This is a genomic window from Xanthomonas dyei, assembly GCF_002939865.1.
GTDB classification, from domain to species: Bacteria; Pseudomonadota; Gammaproteobacteria; order Xanthomonadales; family Xanthomonadaceae; genus Xanthomonas; species Xanthomonas dyei.
Map to the genome: position 1 here is coordinate 65,352 of NZ_MDEE01000018.1, position 16,394 is coordinate 81,745.

Here is a 16,394-nt window from a genome sequence, read left to right on the forward strand (position 1 = left end):
ACGCGGCTTTCAGGCAGTAGCCACGGCCGCTGCACAACGGTGCGTTACTTGTTTGTGCCGTCCTGCAACCGGCGGTTGCCTTCGCCGATGTAGTAGCCCATCCGGCTTTCCACGGTGGCCGGGCCGGCCTCCTGGATGAGCTTTCCGAATACCGGCATGCGCGCGCTCAGGCCCGGCCAGGACAACGAGCCGAAAAACGCATGATTGGCCGCCAGACGTTCTGCTTCCGTCGGCAAGGCGATCGCATCGATGTGGCGCTTGGTTTCCACCAGTGCGGTCTTGTCGAAACTGGCGATGCGCGCGGCAAGTGTGCTGACGAACGGCTGCAGCGCCGCAGCAGGCAATGCGCGGGTCACCCAGCCGAACCGCTCAGCGGTTGCGGCGTCGTAGTCATCGCTGCTCAGGAACACTTCCAGCGTCCTGTCGCGTCCTGCCAGCCGCACCAGATGGTCGGGGCCACCGCCGCCGGGGAACAGACCCAATCCCACTTCCGGCTGGTCGAACACCGCATCGGTGCTGGCGTAGCGCAGATCCATCGCCAGGGTGAGTTCGTTACCACCACCCTGGGTGCGCCCGTCGATCTGGGCGATGCTGATGAACGGCGCCTTTTGCAGATTGGAGATCAGCTCGACCCATAACGGCTTGGACGCGGCGCCGGTCTGGCTGGCAAAGCCGGCGAACTGGCTGGTGTCGAAGTGATTGATAAAAAAGCCCGGCGTGGTGCTCTTGAAGATCACCACCTTGACCTGTGCGTCCGCGCTCAACGTGGTCACCAGCGCATTCAATTCCACCAGCGTGCGCGGCTCGATCAGATTCAGCGGCGGATTGACATAAGCCACTTCGCGGATGGCAGGCGAGATCTGCCGCACTTGCCACAGCGGCATCACCGCCTGGCTGGCGGCCGGGTGATGCGTAGTGGCCGCTGGCGCGCCCGGCAGCCCGGCCGCACTGGCCATTGCAACGCTGCCAAGGGTTGCGGCAGACAACACGATCATGCGTTTGAACAGATGCACGTGGATTCCTGAAAGTGACGTGGAGCGTTGCGTGATGGAGGGATAGTCAGGCCTGGCAGCGGAGTAAGCGGCGCTACCGGGGCGCACTATGCGCGGCAATCGGCGCCAACGCTCTAGCCAATCACGCCAAGCATCATGCCGATCGCGCCAACCTGTCGAGATCGGTTTTCGATGTGTTTTTCTGTTGCTTACGCTGCCTGCGACACCTAAGCTTTTTTGATGATTCCTCAAAAAACCTCACTATCCGCACGCCCCGGCTCGATCCTCGATTACGCGATCTGGCCAGGTTGGAGATTGCTGATGCAGGACGCGGGCCTGGCCACTGCGCCAGTCCTACGACGTGCGCAATTGCCGGGCGATCTGTTTTCGCGCGACAACGTGCGCCTGACTCCGGCGATGTTTTTCGACCTCTGGCTTGCCATCGAAGCCGAAGCGCGCTCCATCGATGCGCAACTTCCCGCGCCGCTGCGCATCGCGCGGGTGATGACCAGCGACTGGTTCGACCCGGAGCTGTTTGCCGCGTTATGCAGCGCCAATCTGGGTAACGCGCTCGATCGCATCGGCAGCTTCGTCAAACTCATCGCACCGATGGTGATCGGCGTGGAGCGCGGCAAGACGCAGGCCAATGTCACCATCGGCTTTCTGGACCAGACCAAGCCGCCACCCAATGTCTTTTTGGCCTTCAAACTGGTGTTTTTCGTGCAATTGGCACGCCTTGCCACGCGCACGCCGGTGGTGCCGCTGCAGGTGGGCTGGCCGCTATCCGACGACGACAGCGAGGCCGACAGAGCGTTGTATGCGGAATTTTTCGGCAGGCCGGTGAAGGTCACGGCTGCACCGCTGCTGGTGTTTTCGATGGCCGATATCGAGCGCCCGTTTCTCACCGAGAACCATAAACTCTGGGAGTTTTTCGAACCGTCGTTGCGTCAGCGCTTGGCCGATCTTGATCGCACCGCCAGCATGGTCGAACGCGTCAGGAGCGCTCTGCTCGAAGCCCTGCCCGCAGGCGAAGTGGCGATGCAGGCGGTGAGCAAGCGCCTGGGAGTGAGCAGCCGCACATTGCAGCGCCGCCTGCATGAGGAAGGCACCACGTTTCAACACACGCTGGACAAGGTGCGCGCGGCGCTGGCCGAGCATTATCTGCGCAAGACCATGATGTCCAGCGCAGAGATCGCCTTGCTGCTCGGGTTTGAAGACACCAACTCGTTCGTGCGCGCCTTCCGGCTCTGGACCGGCAAGACGCCGCAGGCGGTTCGCCGCGATCCACCGCAGGAATGAATTGAAACGATGGCACCGCGTGCGACCTTGCGCGCGGTGCAATGCGGCCTTGACGACAACACGATAGTTGCCAACGGCAGCGCGACAGGTTCGCCGATGCGATGACTGTCGCTGCTGGCGTGGATGCGGTCATTGCCAGCCACTGCACGACCGGCGCGCATCAAGCGCCAACGCGCTCTAATCCCGACGCCACACCCGGCAGCAGTTGTTGGCCGGCATTTCCAGATCGTCCACCAGCTGCAGGCCCACCTGCGCCGCCAACGCGTCCACGTCGGCGGCATCGCGAATACCCGATGCCGCATCGCGCGCGCGCAACATCGCATCGAAGTCGCGATTGCTGTCGCTGGTGAACTGACCATCGCGATTGAACGGCCCATACACCACCAGCACTGCCTGCGGTGCCATCACCGCAGGCAAGCCCGCAAACAAGGCCTGCACCTGCGGCCAACCCATGATGTGCAAGGTATTGGCGCTGTAGATCGCATCGAAACCACGCTCACCATCGGGCAGTGCGGGCAAGGCCGGCAGTGGCGCCAGACCAGGCGTGGGCGTCAGCACCGCCTGCATGGCGATCGGCGGCGGCGTGTTGGGCAGCGCGGCCTCATCCAGCCATTGCCGCATGCCCGGCAGATGATCGGCGTGATCGCTGGCCTGCCACAGCAACCACGGCATCGCTGCAGCGAAATGCACCGCATGCTGGCCGGTGCCCGCGCCGATTTCCAGCACGTGATGCCGGTCGGCAAAGTGCATGCGCAGCACCTCCAGGATCGGGGCGCGGTTGCGTGCAGAGGCGGACGAAAATGGCTTTGGCATCAAAAATATCCTGGTGACTGTTTGGTTATCCATCAAAATTGAAGTTGCTGCCGCCAGATGAGCGAAGCGACAACGACGAACGCCTGGAACAGCAGATCACGAAGGTGTGTCCAGAAGAACGAGGGAGCTGCGCAATGCCAAGTGCGGATGATCAGTATCTTCCCCCGCGACACGCACTTCCGCTGTCGACGCCATCTGTTGAGAATTGACCATGCCATTTCACTCGCTTGTGAATTTTAAAGCGCTTTGTGCCTTAGCGTTTCTTGCCGCTGCGCTTCCTGCAGCGCAACCTGCCCGGGCAGCAGCGCAAGTCACCAAGAGAATCAGCTTCGTTGCGCCCGTCGCCTCCAGGTCGCACCACGCACGCGTAGGGCAACCGACGCCCACGGAAGTGATCAATTCATTGAAGAACGCCGCTTTCTCCTATTGCAAAGGCAGCGGAGCATCTGTCACGACGGTTGAGTTGGTCAGTCTGAGGGCAATGAGCACGAACACCACAGGCGTGTGGCCCAAGGTCATGACAACGTGGAACTGCGTCGCCACGCGTTGATGTCTGGCGTTACGTCGACGTTGCCTGTTACCGGTTTGTCTTGACAGACAATGACGTTTGACGATGCATGCCTCTGCTGACGGCATGCAGTGTTGCCAAGGTCTTTGCCTATCCGCTTACACGCTGCCCGAGCTGACGGGCAGCGTCGGCGGATGCGCATCGCAGTCGTTCAACGCGGTGCAGGTAATGCGTCATACGCGCGCCGCACCGCCTCCTCGCCGAATTGCCGCTCCAGCCGGCGCACGATGAAGTGCCCGCGCGCCATGGCCTGGAAGTGGCGGATAAAGACCGTGTTGAGCGTGGCGCCGCTCACCGCACCCACCAAGGGCACCGCCTGCACGGCGAGTTTCTCGCCCACGTTGACCGAGAACTTGGCGGCGATGCGCGAGACCAGCGACACCAAGGCCGGCGCGCCCTTGCTGGCGAAGCCATGCGCAGCGACATGGCGGGCAGCGGCGCTGAGTTGCTGCGCCATGGCCGCCCGCACTGCGAAATAACCCGATTCGGCGCCATCGTCCACCACGCTGCGGCCGCCGTGCGCCAGCACTTCCAGGCAGGCCAGCGCGGTGTCGGGGCTTTGCAGCGATTCGCCTTCGGCGCGCGCGATGTCGGCGATGGAGCGCAGCATCACGGCGGTGGTCAGCGGCAGCTCCACCATCAGGCCCGGCAGGCCGAAGAAGCCGCCGGCACCACCGGCCACGGCCACCGCCAGGGTGTGCCGGGTGGTGGACGCCGGCCGCAGCGGTTCGCGCTTGCCGCGCAGGCTCAGCAGCGCCGACGTCATGGCCACCTGCAGCGCGCGGCGAGTGAGGCCGTCGATGCTGCGGGTCACCATCTTGGGCAGCCGCTTGGTGATCAAGCTCTCGATCGGCGCGCCCAGCGCGTTGGCCAGCTGGGCTGCGACGCCAGGGTTTTCCAGCAGCGCGTGCGCCCTGGCCAGGTCGCGCTGCGCGGCCACATCCATCACCGGTATCGGAAGCGTCGTCATGCCTGCTCTCGTCATAGGGTCTGCGTCGATGGTACCCAGCGCCGGACGAGCGGCCGGCCGCAGATCGGCCAAAGCTGCAATTGGCTGGCAAAATGCGCGATCATCGGCGTCCACGCAGGCAATGCCCATCAGATGAACCGTGAGATCCGCCACAGCATCGTGATCGCCGCCGCACCGGAAGTGGTGTCCGCCGCGCTGTCCGAGCCCGTGCAGCTGGCGCGCTGGTGGACGCGCGAGGTGCAGCCGGCCGACGACTGCGTACGCCTGGACTGGAGCAGCCACGGCTGGCAGGTGGTCCTGCGCATCGACGAAGGCGCCGACCATCGGCTGGTGCGCTGGCGCTGCGAGCGCTCCAACATGCGCGACACCGCCGCCTGGGAGGGCACGGTGATGCGCTTCGATCTGATCTCCACCAGCGAGGGCACGCGTGTGGAGTTCGTGCAGTCCGGCTACCGCGACTCGCCATGTCTGGAGGCGTGCACCCAAGGCTGGCAGTACGTCCTGGGCAGCAGCCTCAAGCGCTATGTGGAAACCGGGCAGGGCATGCCCTACCCGGACATGCCCGACACCCGCAACCTCGCACTGGGCTGAGTGAGGCGCGGGTTCATGCGGTGTGCGGCTGGCCCACCGACGGCGCGCCGGGCAGCGGCAACTGCGCATCCACCGTGACCGGGCTATCGGCCTGCAGCAGCGCGCGCGCTTCCGCAGCGCTGGCCACCGCCGGCGGCGAGCCACGCAACGGCAGCCCGGCGGTTTCGCGCACGAACAGCATCGTCACCAGCCCGATCGCCGCCGCCCCCATCAGGTAATACGCCGGCACCAACGGGTCGCCGGTGCGCTCCACCAGCCAGGCAGTCACCAGCGGCGTGGTGCCGCCGAATAACGACACCGAGACGTTGAAGCCGATCGACAGGGCGCTGTAGCGCACCGGCGAGTAGAAAAGCGCCGGCAAGGTGGACGGCATCGAGCTGGTAAAGCACACCAGCGCCAAACCCAGCAGCATCAAGCCGAGGAAGATCAGCGCATCCGAGCCGCTGCCGATCAGCAGCAGGCACGGAATGGCCAGCGCAAACAGGGCGATGCAGGCGCCGATGATCATCGGCCGGCGCCCCAGTTTGTCGCTGAAGATGCCACCGACGATGTTGAGCGGCATCATCACCAGCATCACCAGGATGATCAGCAGTAGTCCCTTGCTCTCGGCATAGCCCATGGTGACGCTGAGGTAGCTGGGCATATAGGTCAGCAGCATGTAGTCGGTGACGTTGAACACCAGCACCAGGCCGACGCACTTGAGCAGTTGCGGCCAATGCAGGCGCAGCAGGGTCATCAGGCCCTGGCCGGCAGTCTCCCGTTCGCGCTGTTCGGATTGCTCGGTGTAGGCACGAAACGCCGGGGTTTCTTCCAGTTTCATGCGCATGTACAGGCCCAGCAGCCCAAGCGGGCCGGCGATCAAAAAGGGCACGCGCCAGCCCCAATCGAGCATCTGCGCCGGTGTCACGCTCATGTGCAACTCGGTCACCGTGGCGGCACCGGCGATATAGCCGCCCAGCGTGCCGAATTCCAGCCAGCTCCCCATCACACCGCGATTGCGGTCGGTGGCGTATTCGGCAATGAAGGTGGCCGCGCCGCCGTATTCGCCGCCGGTGGAAAAGCCTTGCAGCAAGCGCGCCAGCAACAGCAATGCCGGTGCCCACAAGCCGATACGTTCGTAGGAGGGAATCAGGCCGATGCTGAAGGTGCCCAAGGCCATCAGGATCATCGTCGCCGCCAGCACCTTCTGGCGCCCATAGCGGTCGCCCAGCGGGCCGAACACCATGCCGCCGATGGGCCGCACCAGAAAGGCGACGGTGAAGGTGGCGAAGGTGGCGATCAGCTGCGCGGTGGGATTGCTCGCCGGGAAGAACACCTGCCCCAGCGTCACCGCCAGATAGCCATACACGCCGAAGTCGAACCACTCCATCGCATTGCCCAGCGCTGCGGCGCTCACCGCGCGGCGCAGCATGCTGCGATCCACCACGGTGACGTCGTCGAGTTGCAGTTGGCGGCGGCGTTTGAACCAACCGAAGTGCGAACGGATCGCGCGCGTGTCGTGCATGTGTTTGGTCTCCAGATGCGTTGCAGCTGCGGGCCATCGCTGCCCGCTCGTCCTGACAACACACAGGACGCGGCACATCACACACACACGGCAGGAGCACATGCACTGGAGAGGCCGGAGGCATTCCCGGACGGCCGCGTCGACTCAGCGGCGCTGCGGGACAGATGACCAAAGGGATGGGCGTGCGCCCAAGGGCTTGATCAGCGTGTCATGTTACTACAGCGGGCAATGGGCTGCAGACGCGACCGTGCGCGCTGCGGGATCTGCGCCGATTTCAGGCGTTTTACGTTATTTTTGCAATTGCATCGACGGCGGCAATGCCTGCTTCGCGATGACAATGTCGAAGTTTTGATGCAGTGGTAATGCACGTGTCATGGCACTGCACGCTTGGAGCAGCCAGCACAACGGCTGTACAGCCGCCAGGCAGACGCGGCAGGTGCTCAGTGCGGCATGTATCACTCGTACACTCCAGTTGTGAGTGCACCATCCGCACCTACCTGACGACTGCTCACTACAGTTTGAGCCGCGCTCATTTCGTTTATGCGCCGTGACACGCGATCGCGCCAGCCGCAGCACATCTACCACCACGCATGCTGCAACAGCGGCGCATCAACCTTTGTCCAGCACCGCCAGCAAATCTTGCAGATCTTCACGGGTCTGCGGGCGCACCGCGCGCGCGACTTCTTCGCCATCGCGCAGCAGAATCACCGTGGGCCACAGCTTGACGCGAAACGAGCGACCCAGCGGCCGCCCTTTTCCATCTTCGAATTTGCGGTACGCCATCGCGTCATAACCACCCAGCAGTTTCTGCAACAGCGGCTGCGCCGCAATGCAATGCCCACACCAGTCGGTGCCGAATTCCAGTAGCTGCAGCCCGGTCTGGGCATCGATCTCGCCACGCTCCGGTGCCTGTGTGGCGTACTCGCGAACAAACCCCATCGACACTGTCTCCATGACCATAAGTGACCGACACCCTACCGCACAGCCGACCGATCACTGCGCAAGGCGCGTCCGGCAGCGCGGTGCACGAACGCTATCTCCCAGATCCCGACCGCCGGCCGCGCGGGACGAACGGCGCTCGGTTCGATCGTTGCGCTTACGATAACGCGCGCTGGATGTCTTCCAACGGCAGGTTGGTCAGGTCCTTGGCCAGATCGCCGACCAGGCGCTGTTGGGTTTCCTTGTGCAGCAACGGACGGATGCGGCCCAGCGTGGTCGGGTCGGCCACCAGCACCAGATGCGCGTAGTCGTGCTTCAGCGCGCCATCGTTCAAGGCCTGCGAGAGCTGCTTGGCGAAGGTCATTTCATCCCGGTCTGCGGCGGTGAGATCCTGCGGCGCCTTGCCGGCCGGGCCATCGTCGTCGACGTTCTGCACATCGGTGCGTGCATGCTGGCGCAGCACGACCTTGGCTTCGTTGCCGGTATTGGTGAACCAGCGCGCTTCGCCGCCGTCGGCCACTACCACCAAGGCTCCCTGAGGAATTTGCAGGCTCATCCGATTTCTCCTGTTTCGATGATCGGTGCGGCATGTGCCGCACCCAGTCGGCCTCAACCTAGGCGAGAAGATGTAAGCACTGTGCCTAGTCGGTGTCAGTGCCGCGTTAGCGTGGCACGGCCGCGGCTGGCACCTGCAGCCCCAGATGTCGGCTGAAAAAGCGCGCGGTCACGCGCAGCGCCTGCTGGCTTTCCGGCAGCGTGTCGATGCGATGGAACCCGTGGCCCAACCCATCCCACACGTGCGTGCCTGGCGTTGGCAGTCGCGTACGTGCGCGATGGCGCCACACGTTGCATCCCTGCTGAAGACGATCCGCGGCAGGGATGCAGATGCGCATGCAGTGGCGCATCCATCAGACGCGCGCTGTGCACGCGCATCGGCGCTCGGCGTTGGTGCGCCTTTCCCTTCCCCGCACAGCGACTGCTGCATCGCCGGCACGCAGCGGAGCACTGCGTGCCAGCTGCTGTCGCCACGCTCAGCCCAGATACGGCCGCTCGTTGACGAACAGCAAGTTCCGCGCGCCGTCGCGCCATGCTTGCGGACAGCGCTGACCAAGCAACACCGCCGCCATCGCATATGCCACGCCGCGCCCGGTCAGGCTGACCCCCTTCAATGCCGCCTCGGCATCTTGCTGGCTGTTGCCGGCCTGCACCGCGGTAAAGAAACGCGAGATCGCCGTGGCGTCGTCGCCGAGATCGCGCAGGGTGGTGTCGCGCGCTGCCTGCACCGGCCAGCCCTGACGTGCGGCCAAGGCCCACGTAACCGGTGCGGTGAAATAATCGATCCCCGCCTCATCGCCGAGCGCGCGTGCCTGTTGCAGCAGTGCCGCTGGGGCACCCTCCGATGCTGCCGCCAGCCGCACCAGCCGTGCCTGGACCTCGGGGTCTGCCGCAGCGCCCGCCACCGCAGCGTCCAGTTGGCCGGCGGCCAATGCGTGATAGCCCTGGTATGGCGTGTCCTGCGTGCCCTCGCCGCTTGCCAGCGCAAGCATCGAGGCCAACGCCGGCGAGCGCTGCGCCATCGCCGCAAGATCCGGGGCCAAGCCACGGTAACGCTGCAGCCGCACCAGCTGCGGCACGATGTCATCGGCCATCGCCGGAACCTGTGCGACTTGTTCGTAAAGCGCCTGCGCTTCCGGCAAGCGGCCTTGTTCGGCATGCACAGCAGCGGCAGCGCGTTGCAGCCACGGATCGTTCGGCCAGCGCGCATGCGCGTCGAGGAAGGCCCGATCGCGCGCCGCCGGGTCGCTGCCGCAACGGATCGCCGCGTACTGCAATGCCGGCGCGTCGGGGCGGGCCAGGGCCATCGCGGTGTGCTGTTTGCAGACCTGCGCCCGCTGCTGCGCAGTGGCGGTGTCCTGCTGGACGCGCAAGGCCACCACATCCAGCGGGTCGCGCTGCAGGCGCTTGGCCAGGATCGCCAGCACCGCCTGCGGCGCCGCGCCGTGCAGGCGATCCAGCCATTGCTCCAGATAGGCCGATTGCGCGCCATCCCAGCGTGCGTGCGCCTGCATCAGCGCCAGATCCTGCGCAGGTGTCAGCTCGCCCAGCAGTTGATGCGGTGGCCGATCGGACACCGCAGTCACCACATCGCGGTACTGGCTGCCCTTGCCACTGACCGTTTGCGGCGGCTCGCTGAAGACCGCCTGCGCGGTGGTGCGTTCCCAGCGTGCGTTGTCGAGATGGCGTGTGCTGTCTTCCGCTGCCGCGCCGTAGCTGGCGCGCCAATGCAGCAGCAGCGCGGCACCGGCCACGTTGTAGGCGAACTGGCCGCCGTGCCCGCCGCTGGGCGCATCGAAGGTTTCGATCACCCCGCCCGCCGCCGAGCGCGTGCTGACGTGGTGCGTTGCCTGCTCTGCCAGCTGGAACACATGGCGTCCGTTTGGCGGCAGCGAGGCGATCTGGTCGTCGATGCGCACCGTCACCGTCTGCTGCAAGCCGTTGTAGGCCACCACCTCGGCCAGGCCGACCGTGCCGCCGGCCCACAACACCCCGGCCACGATGGACGCGGCCACCGCAACGCGCGCGATGGAGGGAAACAGGCCGTCGGCGGCCAGAAAGCGCTGCCACAGGTTTTGTTTGAGGTTGCGCTGGCGCTCCTCGCCCGGCAGACGCACCGGATAGTCTGCAGGTGCCGCCGCCGGTGTATCGCTGGTGGGCGCAGGCGCGCCGTGGCGCACCTGCTCGGCCACCGCGTCTTCGGCGTGCAGCAACTGCTCCAGGCTGGCATCGCGCAACTCGCCCAGCGCGCTCATGGTGACCTGCACCCAGCCCTTGGCCGCGTCCATCCACGGGTTGATATTGGTTTCGTCGGCCTCGGACAGCCGGAACTCCGGCAGGCACTGCTGCCACTGTTCTTTGCCGAGGGCAGCGGCCAGAGGGGCATTCAAGCGCATGTGCGCGACCTGTTCGTACACCCGGTGCAGCACCCGTTGCAGCTCATTGCACGCGGCCACCAGCTGGCGCAGCTCCTTGGCCGACACCCGGCCATCGGCGATCACGCTGTGGAAGGTCTGCAGATACAGCAGATGCGCATCGTCCAGATCGGCGAGGGTGTGGTCGGTGTAATGCAGCACGGCCAGGTAGCCACGCAACAGCTCGGGCCAGCCGCCGCCGAGGGTGTGGGCTGAGGCCAGGTGCACGCTGCGGCAGCGTCGGTCGTGGCCGCTGACGCGCGCACGCAACACCTGCAGTTCGTCATCGAGTGTTGCGATCACAGCAGGCAGCTGCGCGCGCGTCAGGCTGGTGCCTTTCCAGGTCACCACGCCGCCAGTTGCACGCAGCCCGCCGTCCATCAAGGCCTGCAGGCTGGCGCGTTGCCGCTCGCGTTCGCGCAGTTGCTCAATGGCCTGGCCATCCTCAGGCAGGTACAGCCCATCCAGCGCCTGCAGCAGATCGCCCTGCGGCAACGGATCGGCGTAGAGCTCGGCCACGGTTCGCGCAGCGCGGGTGCAGGAGCGGCCCAGATAAAGGCCTTGATAGCGCCGCGATAACGACAGGGCCGCAAATTCGCGTTCCAGCGCGGCCAGCGACACCTCGATGTCCACACAGGTGGGCGCCTGCCCGTTGAACAAGCCAAGCGAGACCTGCTCGCGCAGCGCGTGTGCGTTGCGCAGCACGTCCATCGCCGGGCGTGCGTCGATCGGGCAGGCGATGTAGTGACGCTTGAGGTTTTCTTCGCGCGCTGCGCTGGGCGGATGGGTGGCCCACATCTGCGAGGGTTGTGCGATGTCGTTCTGAAACAGCCGGTACGCGTGCGCCGCATCTTCGGGTACCGCCGGTACCACGCCGTGGCCGGGGTCGTTCAAGACCACGCGCATGTGTTCGATGATGCGCGACTGGATGGCGAACAGATCCTTGACTGGCCGGTCCTGCGCAAACTCGCGCCCGGCAAAGCGCAGCGCGCGCTGCCAGCCGTCGTCGGCCGCTTCCAGCTTGTGCAGCGCATGCACCAGCGCGTCGCTGCCGGTGAGCGAGGCGGCCACCAGATCGGCCTGATATTCCATCTCGCGCGATAGCGCACGCTGCGCCAGCACCACGCCGCGGAAGGTGATTTCGACCAGGGAGCGGATCGACCACACGATCAACGACAGGCCCCAGCCGATCCACGCCACGCGCAGGTCGATCCGCGACAGCGTCGCCAACAGCTTGTCCAGGGCATCGCGCTTGCCCACGATATGCGCGGCGATCTGCTGGGCGATGTAGACCCAGCGGCCGACCGCCATCGTGCGTTGCGCGAAGTGGCCGAATTCGTGCGCGAGCACGGCCTTCAATTCGCCCAGGTTCAGCACATTGACCAGGCCCAGGCCGATATCCAGGTTCTTGCGCGAGGGCAGCAGCAGGTTGAGCAGCGACAGGTCGTAGAACACGCCGGCGTTGACCTGTGCCGACAGGTACACCTTGTGCGGACGCGGCGCGCCGGCTTCGTCGGCCAACCGATGCAGGAAGGCGAACAGCTCCGGTTGCTCGGCCGGGCGCAGTTCCAGCGCGCGCGTATCGCGTTCGGCACGCTTGTTGAACACCAATGCCTTGGCCATGAAGACGGCCAGAAACGCGGCGCCTGCGGCCACCAGCCACATCCACACGGCCTGCTCGCCGCCGGAGCCCTGCAGCAGCCCGGACGCCAGCCGGTAGGCTGTCCAACCGAACCACCCCAGCAATCCCAGATACACGGCGATGAAGCCGCCCAGCCCAAGCATGGCCAGCCAGGCATTGCGTCGGTATTTGCTGCTGGGTGCGGTGAGCCGTTCCGGCACCACCGCCGGGCCTTGCGGATACAGCGATTCCATTCTTCGTCCCTGTAATGAGTAACCGGGCGCCACGCAGTCAATCGGCATCCCGGCCTGGTGATTCGATCTCCGGGCGCGATCTCCCCCGCCCCGGAAGCGCCGAAAATAACGGACTGGCGCTGCAAAATCCATGCGTGCCTGCGGGTAGCCCGCAGGCACCACCACGTGTCAGGCGGGCTGTGGATCCTGTTCCGCCTGGACTTGCTGCACCGCCTGCCTTGCCGAGCGGGTCAGCGGCGTGGGTAGCGCATCCAGGGCAAACCAGCCGATATCCAGCAGCACCTGCGGTTCGCGCAGTTCGGCGGTCTCGCTGCCTTCGATGGTGGCCAGATACACCGGCGCCACCCAATGCTGCGGCGGGTCCATGTCCGGCTCGAAGTGGCTGACCACGCACAGCACGCGCTGCGGATGCACCTGCAGGCCGGTTTCTTCCAGCACTTCGCGCACTACCGTGGCTTCCACCGTTTCCATCCAGTCCACCTTGCCGCCGGGCAGGCCCCAATGCCCCTGCTCGGGCGCCCGCCCGCGCAATACCAGCAGCAAGTGGCCATCGGCGCGTTGGATGAAGGCACCGCAGCCAACGCGGGCACGCAGATCGGAATGGGGCATGAGCTGTCTCGTGAGCGGGCCGGTAATTGTCCCAGATGTGGCGGTACGGGTAACGCGGTCGCGCGCGGGTTGGCACTGTTGCGGCGTGGGTGGCGTCCCCGTCCACCGCTCACGTCTTCCAGGTACAGCTTACCTGCATCGCGCCTGGGCGTCAGCGCGTGCCTTGCCGCGCAGCGCCACCGCCGCCTGACACTGGGCGCAACGTCCCTCGCACGCGCTAGTGGTCAGAAACCGCTGCGCGCGCGCCGGCCGCAAATCCGTGGGTGCGTGCGGACCATGCAATCGCCCATCCGATTGCCAGCAACACTGCCATGGCGGTCGGAAAGCTCTGCGCTCCCCAATGCTCCAGCAGCACTCCTCCCAACACGCCACCGCCGGCGATGACGCTGTTCCAGGCCACGACATTAAGCGACAGCGCGACATCGGCGCCGTCGCCTGCGCTATCGGCAAGCGCGGTTTGCAACAGGGTCGCCGCACCGCCGAAGGTCAGCCCCCAGACCGCGACGCACGCATACACGACCGGCTGCACTCCCTGCAGCAAGGCCAGCACCACCGACAACCCAAAGAACGTCGCCAACGACACCAGCACGGTGCTGCGCAGATGCTGTTCCACCAACTTGCCGGCGATACCGATGCCCACCAGGGCCGCCATGCCGAAGGTCAGCAGCAGCACGTCCACGCGATGGCCAAGGCCTGCACGTGCGGCGAACGGTGCCACGTAGGTGTAGAGAATGTTGTGCGCCAGCATCCAGGCCATCACCGTGGCGAGCACCGGGCGGACGCCGGGCGTGCCGAGCACCTTGCGCAACGGCACCCGTTGCGTGGCCGCCTGGCCGGGGTAGTCCGGCACCTTGAGCAACACCCAGACGATCAGCGCGACCGTCAGTGCCGACATCGCCGCGAACGCGGTGCGCCAGCCGATCAGCCCGCCCATCCAGGTTCCCAACGGCACGCCGAGCGACAGCGCAATCGGCGTGCCCACCATCGCAATCGCCATGGCCTTGCCCTGCTGTTCCGGTTGCACCATGCGCCGGGCGTACCCGGCAAGCAGGCTCCACGCCAGGCCCGCCGCTGCGCCAGCGAAGAACCGTGCCACCAGGGTCAGACCGTAATGGGTGGACAGCGCGGTGACGGAGTTGAACACCAGAAAGCCGACGATGGTGAGCAACAGGACGCGACGACGACGCCAGTGCTGGGTGGCGATGGTCAACGGGATCGCCGCCAGCAGCGAACCCACCGCATAGGCGGTCACGGTCTGCCCGGCGAGCGCGGGGGTCACTGCCAAGCCGTCGGAGATCTGCGGCAGCAAGCCAGCCGGCAGGGTTTCGGTCACGATGCAGATGAAGCCGGTCATGGCCAAGGCCAGCAGCGCGGCGATGGGTAGCGGAGCAGCACCGGCAGGTGCCGGCGAGGCAGTGGAAGAGGTCACAAGATATCCTTGGTCATGAGTAATGAAATTCTTTATTTATGTATCGATCGATACATATCTGAGAAAAAAAGAGACCCGCTGCGCAGCGCCTGTCGACATCGTCGTCTCGCGACGCCGCAAGATATGTATCGATAGATATAAATCTAGGTCGGCAGGACTTGGTTGTCAATGACATATGTATCGAATAGTATTTATCTAGGCGGCGGAGCGCGTTATGGCACAGATGGGCAGACCACGGACCTTCGATCGGGATGTCGCGGTGGAGGAGGCACTGCATTTGTTCTGGGAACAGGGTTACGAGTCGACGTCGCTCAGCCAGCTCAAGGCTGCGATCGGCGGCGGAATCACCGCGCCCAGCTTTTATGCAGCGTTCGGCTCCAAGGAAGCGCTCTACAAAGAATGCATGGAGCGCTATCTGGCGACTTACGCGCAGGTCACGCATTGTTTGTGGGATGCGTCGCTTGCGCCAAGACAGGCGCTGGAACTTGCGCTGCGGCGCTCGGCCAAGATGCAGTGCGAGCGCGGGCATCCAAAGGGCTGCATGGTTGCCTTAGGGGTCATGAGCGCGCCCTCCCCGGAACTGGCTGCGATCTCGACCCCGCTGACGCGGTCGCGCGCGCGGACACGTGCGGGCATCCGCGCCTGCGTGGAGCGGGCAATTGCCAGCGGAGAATTGGCAGCCGACCTCGATGCAGCCGCATTGACCTGCGTCTTCGACAGCTTCCTGCTTGGGCTTTCCACGCTCGCCAGGGATGGCGTGGGCTTCAAGCTGATGGATGCAGCCATCGCGCAGGTGCTGCAGCTGTGGGATCACAACAGCGCTGGATAGCCGACGCCTGGCAATCGTTCGGTGCGGCAGCGCGCATGCATCGCCCGCCGCGCCGCATCCACGGCAGCGACAACACGTATCGCTGGATGGTGGCTCCCATCAGAGAACGGTGACACTGCATGGCGAGCGCTCATCAGCGTGGGATGGACGGTGTCGTGCCCCGGCAGTGCTGCGCTCTGCTCACTGCCTCTGGTCGCTGACAGCGTTCTTCGTACCTGCAAACCTTGTCCGCTCGATCCATCGGAAGACTCGCACGCCTCTGCGCTGACATCGTCTTAGCGTCGCATTGGCGAGGATGATCGCCCTCGGCGCTGTGTCGGCGCGCATCGGTTGGAGTTGTGCATGTCTCGTATCCTCGTCATCGGTGCCCACGGCAAGGTGGCACGTTTACTCACCCCACTGCTGTTGAACGGCGGCCACCACGTCACCGCGCTGTTCCGCAATCCCGAGCACGAAGGCGATGTAATTGCCGATGGCGCCACGCCGGTGGTGTTCGACATCGAACACGCCGATACCGACGCCATCGCCGCGCAGCTGACCGGCCACGATGCGGTGGTGTGGTCGGCCGGTGCCGTTGGCGGCGATGCCGCGCGCACCTATGCGGTGGACCGCGACGCGGCCATCCGTTCGATGCATGCGGCCGAACAGGCCCGCGTGCGCCGCTACGTGATGGTGTCGTATCTCGGCGCCGGGCTGGAACACGGCATCGGCCCGGACGACGGGTTCTTCGCCTATGCGCAGGCCAAGGCCGCGGCGGATGCGCATCTACGCAGCACCCATCTGGACTGGACCGTGCTCGGCCCCGGTCGGCTGACGCTTGATCCGCCGTCGGGCCACATCACCCGCGACCCGGGCAGCGATGCCGACGGTGGCGTCTCGCGTGCCAACGTGGCCCAGGTGATCGCCGCAGCACTGGCAACGCCGGCCACCATCGGCAAGACGGTCGGCTTTATCGACGGGCAGACCCCGATCCAGGACGCCTTGTCGCAGCTGGACTGAACGCCAGG

General features: G+C 65.4%; 13 protein-coding genes, 1 other RNA gene and 1 pseudogene. 5 read left to right on the forward strand and 10 right to left on the reverse strand.

The genetic code is table 11. From position 1 onward, the window contains the following. Window positions 1–44: 44 nt before the first annotated feature. The gene (locus XdyCFBP7245_RS13260; RefSeq protein ID WP_211287696.1) at window positions 45–1,013 is read right to left on the reverse strand and encodes an enoyl-CoA hydratase/isomerase family protein; all 969 of its coding nucleotides are present in this window, start codon (window positions 1,011–1,013) and stop codon (window positions 45–47) included. Window positions 1,014–1,232: 219 nt separating this feature from the next. On the opposite strand from XdyCFBP7245_RS13260, the gene XdyCFBP7245_RS13265 reads away from it, so the two are divergent. After that, window positions 1,233–2,291, forward strand: a complete 1,059-nt coding sequence (locus tag XdyCFBP7245_RS13265; protein WP_211287697.1) for an AraC family transcriptional regulator — start codon at window positions 1,233–1,235, stop codon at window positions 2,289–2,291. 177 nt (window positions 2,292–2,468) lie between these two features. Here the strand turns inward: XdyCFBP7245_RS13265 and XdyCFBP7245_RS13270 are convergent, their stop codons facing one another. Both XdyCFBP7245_RS13270 and XdyCFBP7245_RS13275 read right to left on the reverse strand, forming a co-directional pair. After that, complete coding sequence (locus XdyCFBP7245_RS13270; protein ID WP_104616063.1) at window positions 2,469–3,104, reverse strand: DUF938 domain-containing protein; 636 nt, start codon at window positions 3,102–3,104, stop codon at window positions 2,469–2,471. Between the two features lie 719 nt (window positions 3,105–3,823). Continuing rightward, a complete protein-coding gene (locus XdyCFBP7245_RS13275) occupies window positions 3,824–4,618 on the reverse strand; it encodes an EcsC family protein (RefSeq protein WP_104616064.1) in 795 nt (264 codons plus the stop codon). A gap of 156 nt (window positions 4,619–4,774) precedes the next feature. On the opposite strand from XdyCFBP7245_RS13275, the gene XdyCFBP7245_RS13280 reads away from it, so the two are divergent. Continuing rightward, window positions 4,775–5,233, forward strand: coding sequence for an SRPBCC family protein (locus tag XdyCFBP7245_RS13280; protein WP_170068641.1), 459 nt, complete (start codon window positions 4,775–4,777; stop codon window positions 5,231–5,233). Between the two features lie 13 nt (window positions 5,234–5,246). On the opposite strand, the gene proP is transcribed toward XdyCFBP7245_RS13280, so the two are convergent. Continuing rightward, the gene (gene proP / locus XdyCFBP7245_RS13285; RefSeq protein WP_104616065.1) at window positions 5,247–6,737 is read right to left on the reverse strand and encodes a glycine betaine/L-proline transporter ProP; all 1,491 of its coding nucleotides are present in this window, start codon (window positions 6,735–6,737) and stop codon (window positions 5,247–5,249) included. 450 nt (window positions 6,738–7,187) lie between these two features. Between proP and XdyCFBP7245_RS13290 the strand changes: the two genes are divergently transcribed. Next, window positions 7,188–7,262: non-coding RNA, sX9 sRNA (locus tag XdyCFBP7245_RS13290), on the forward strand. 84 nt (window positions 7,263–7,346) lie between these two features. Here XdyCFBP7245_RS13290 and XdyCFBP7245_RS13295 read toward each other — a convergent pair. The 6 genes and pseudogenes from XdyCFBP7245_RS13295 to XdyCFBP7245_RS13320 all read right to left on the reverse strand — a co-directional run bounded on the left by XdyCFBP7245_RS13295 (window position 7,347) and on the right by XdyCFBP7245_RS13320 (window position 14,558). Continuing rightward, a complete protein-coding gene (locus tag XdyCFBP7245_RS13295; RefSeq protein WP_104616066.1) occupies window positions 7,347–7,676 on the reverse strand; it encodes a thioredoxin family protein in 330 nt (109 codons plus the stop codon). A 157-nt stretch (window positions 7,677–7,833) separates the two neighbouring features. Then, window positions 7,834–8,232 carry a host attachment family protein gene (locus tag XdyCFBP7245_RS13300; RefSeq protein WP_104616067.1) on the reverse strand — a complete coding sequence of 133 codons (399 nt, stop codon included), beginning with the start codon at window positions 8,230–8,232 and terminating at the stop codon, window positions 7,834–7,836. Window positions 8,233–8,338: 106 nt separating this feature from the next. After that, window positions 8,339–8,476: pseudogene (locus XdyCFBP7245_RS24515) on the reverse strand (alpha/beta hydrolase); the annotation flags it as partial. Between the two features lie 231 nt (window positions 8,477–8,707). Next, window positions 8,708–12,430 carry a M48 family metallopeptidase gene (locus XdyCFBP7245_RS13310; protein WP_104616093.1) on the reverse strand — a complete coding sequence of 1,241 codons (3,723 nt, stop codon included), beginning with the start codon at window positions 12,428–12,430 and terminating at the stop codon, window positions 8,708–8,710. Window positions 12,431–12,688: 258 nt separating this feature from the next. Further along, complete coding sequence (locus XdyCFBP7245_RS13315) at window positions 12,689–13,129, reverse strand: NUDIX domain-containing protein (protein WP_104616068.1); 441 nt, start codon at window positions 13,127–13,129, stop codon at window positions 12,689–12,691. 217 nt (window positions 13,130–13,346) lie between these two features. Beyond that, window positions 13,347–14,558: an MFS transporter gene (locus tag XdyCFBP7245_RS13320; RefSeq protein WP_104616069.1), complete on the reverse strand. Its 1,212-nt coding sequence runs from the start codon at window positions 14,556–14,558 to the stop codon at window positions 13,347–13,349. A gap of 214 nt (window positions 14,559–14,772) precedes the next feature. Here XdyCFBP7245_RS13320 and XdyCFBP7245_RS13325 point away from each other — a divergent pair, with 214 nt between their 5' ends. Together XdyCFBP7245_RS13325 and XdyCFBP7245_RS13330 are read left to right on the forward strand one after the other, a co-directional pair. After that, window positions 14,773–15,387, forward strand: coding sequence for a TetR/AcrR family transcriptional regulator (locus XdyCFBP7245_RS13325; protein WP_055852809.1), 615 nt, complete (start codon window positions 14,773–14,775; stop codon window positions 15,385–15,387). A 342-nt stretch (window positions 15,388–15,729) separates the two neighbouring features. Continuing rightward, window positions 15,730–16,386 (forward strand): SDR family oxidoreductase, encoded by a 657-nt coding sequence (locus tag XdyCFBP7245_RS13330; RefSeq protein WP_104616070.1) that lies wholly within the window; start codon window positions 15,730–15,732, stop codon window positions 16,384–16,386. The last annotated feature ends 8 nt before the right edge of the window (window positions 16,387–16,394 follow it).

Bases quoted from the DNA above. Each gene is read 5' to 3' on its own strand.
- XdyCFBP7245_RS13265 (WP_211287697.1), top strand. From the start codon at position 1,233: ATGATTCCTCAAAAAACCTCACTATCCGCACGCCCCGGCTCGATCCTC.
- XdyCFBP7245_RS13270 (WP_104616063.1), bottom strand. From the start codon at position 3,104: ATGCCAAAGCCATTTTCGTCCGCCTCTGCACGCAACCGCGCCCCGATC.
- XdyCFBP7245_RS13275 (WP_104616064.1), bottom strand. From the start codon at position 4,618: ATGGATGTGGCCGCGCAGCGCGACCTGGCCAGGGCGCACGCGCTGCTG.
- XdyCFBP7245_RS13280 (WP_170068641.1), top strand. From the start codon at position 4,775: ATGAACCGTGAGATCCGCCACAGCATCGTGATCGCCGCCGCACCGGAA.
- proP (WP_104616065.1), bottom strand. From the start codon at position 6,737: ATGCACGACACGCGCGCGATCCGTTCGCACTTCGGTTGGTTCAAACGC.
- XdyCFBP7245_RS13295 (WP_104616066.1), bottom strand. From the start codon at position 7,676: ATGGGGTTTGTTCGCGAGTACGCCACACAGGCACCGGAGCGTGGCGAG.
- XdyCFBP7245_RS13300 (WP_104616067.1), bottom strand. From the start codon at position 8,232: ATGAGCCTGCAAATTCCTCAGGGAGCCTTGGTGGTAGTGGCCGACGGC.
- XdyCFBP7245_RS13310 (WP_104616093.1), bottom strand. From the start codon at position 12,430: ATGCTTGGGCTGGGCGGCTTCATCGCCGTGTATCTGGGATTGCTGGGG.
- XdyCFBP7245_RS13315 (WP_104616068.1), bottom strand. From the start codon at position 13,129: ATGCCCCATTCCGATCTGCGTGCCCGCGTTGGCTGCGGTGCCTTCATC.
- XdyCFBP7245_RS13325 (WP_055852809.1), top strand. From the start codon at position 14,773: ATGGCACAGATGGGCAGACCACGGACCTTCGATCGGGATGTCGCGGTG.
- XdyCFBP7245_RS13330 (WP_104616070.1), top strand. From the start codon at position 15,730: ATGTCTCGTATCCTCGTCATCGGTGCCCACGGCAAGGTGGCACGTTTA.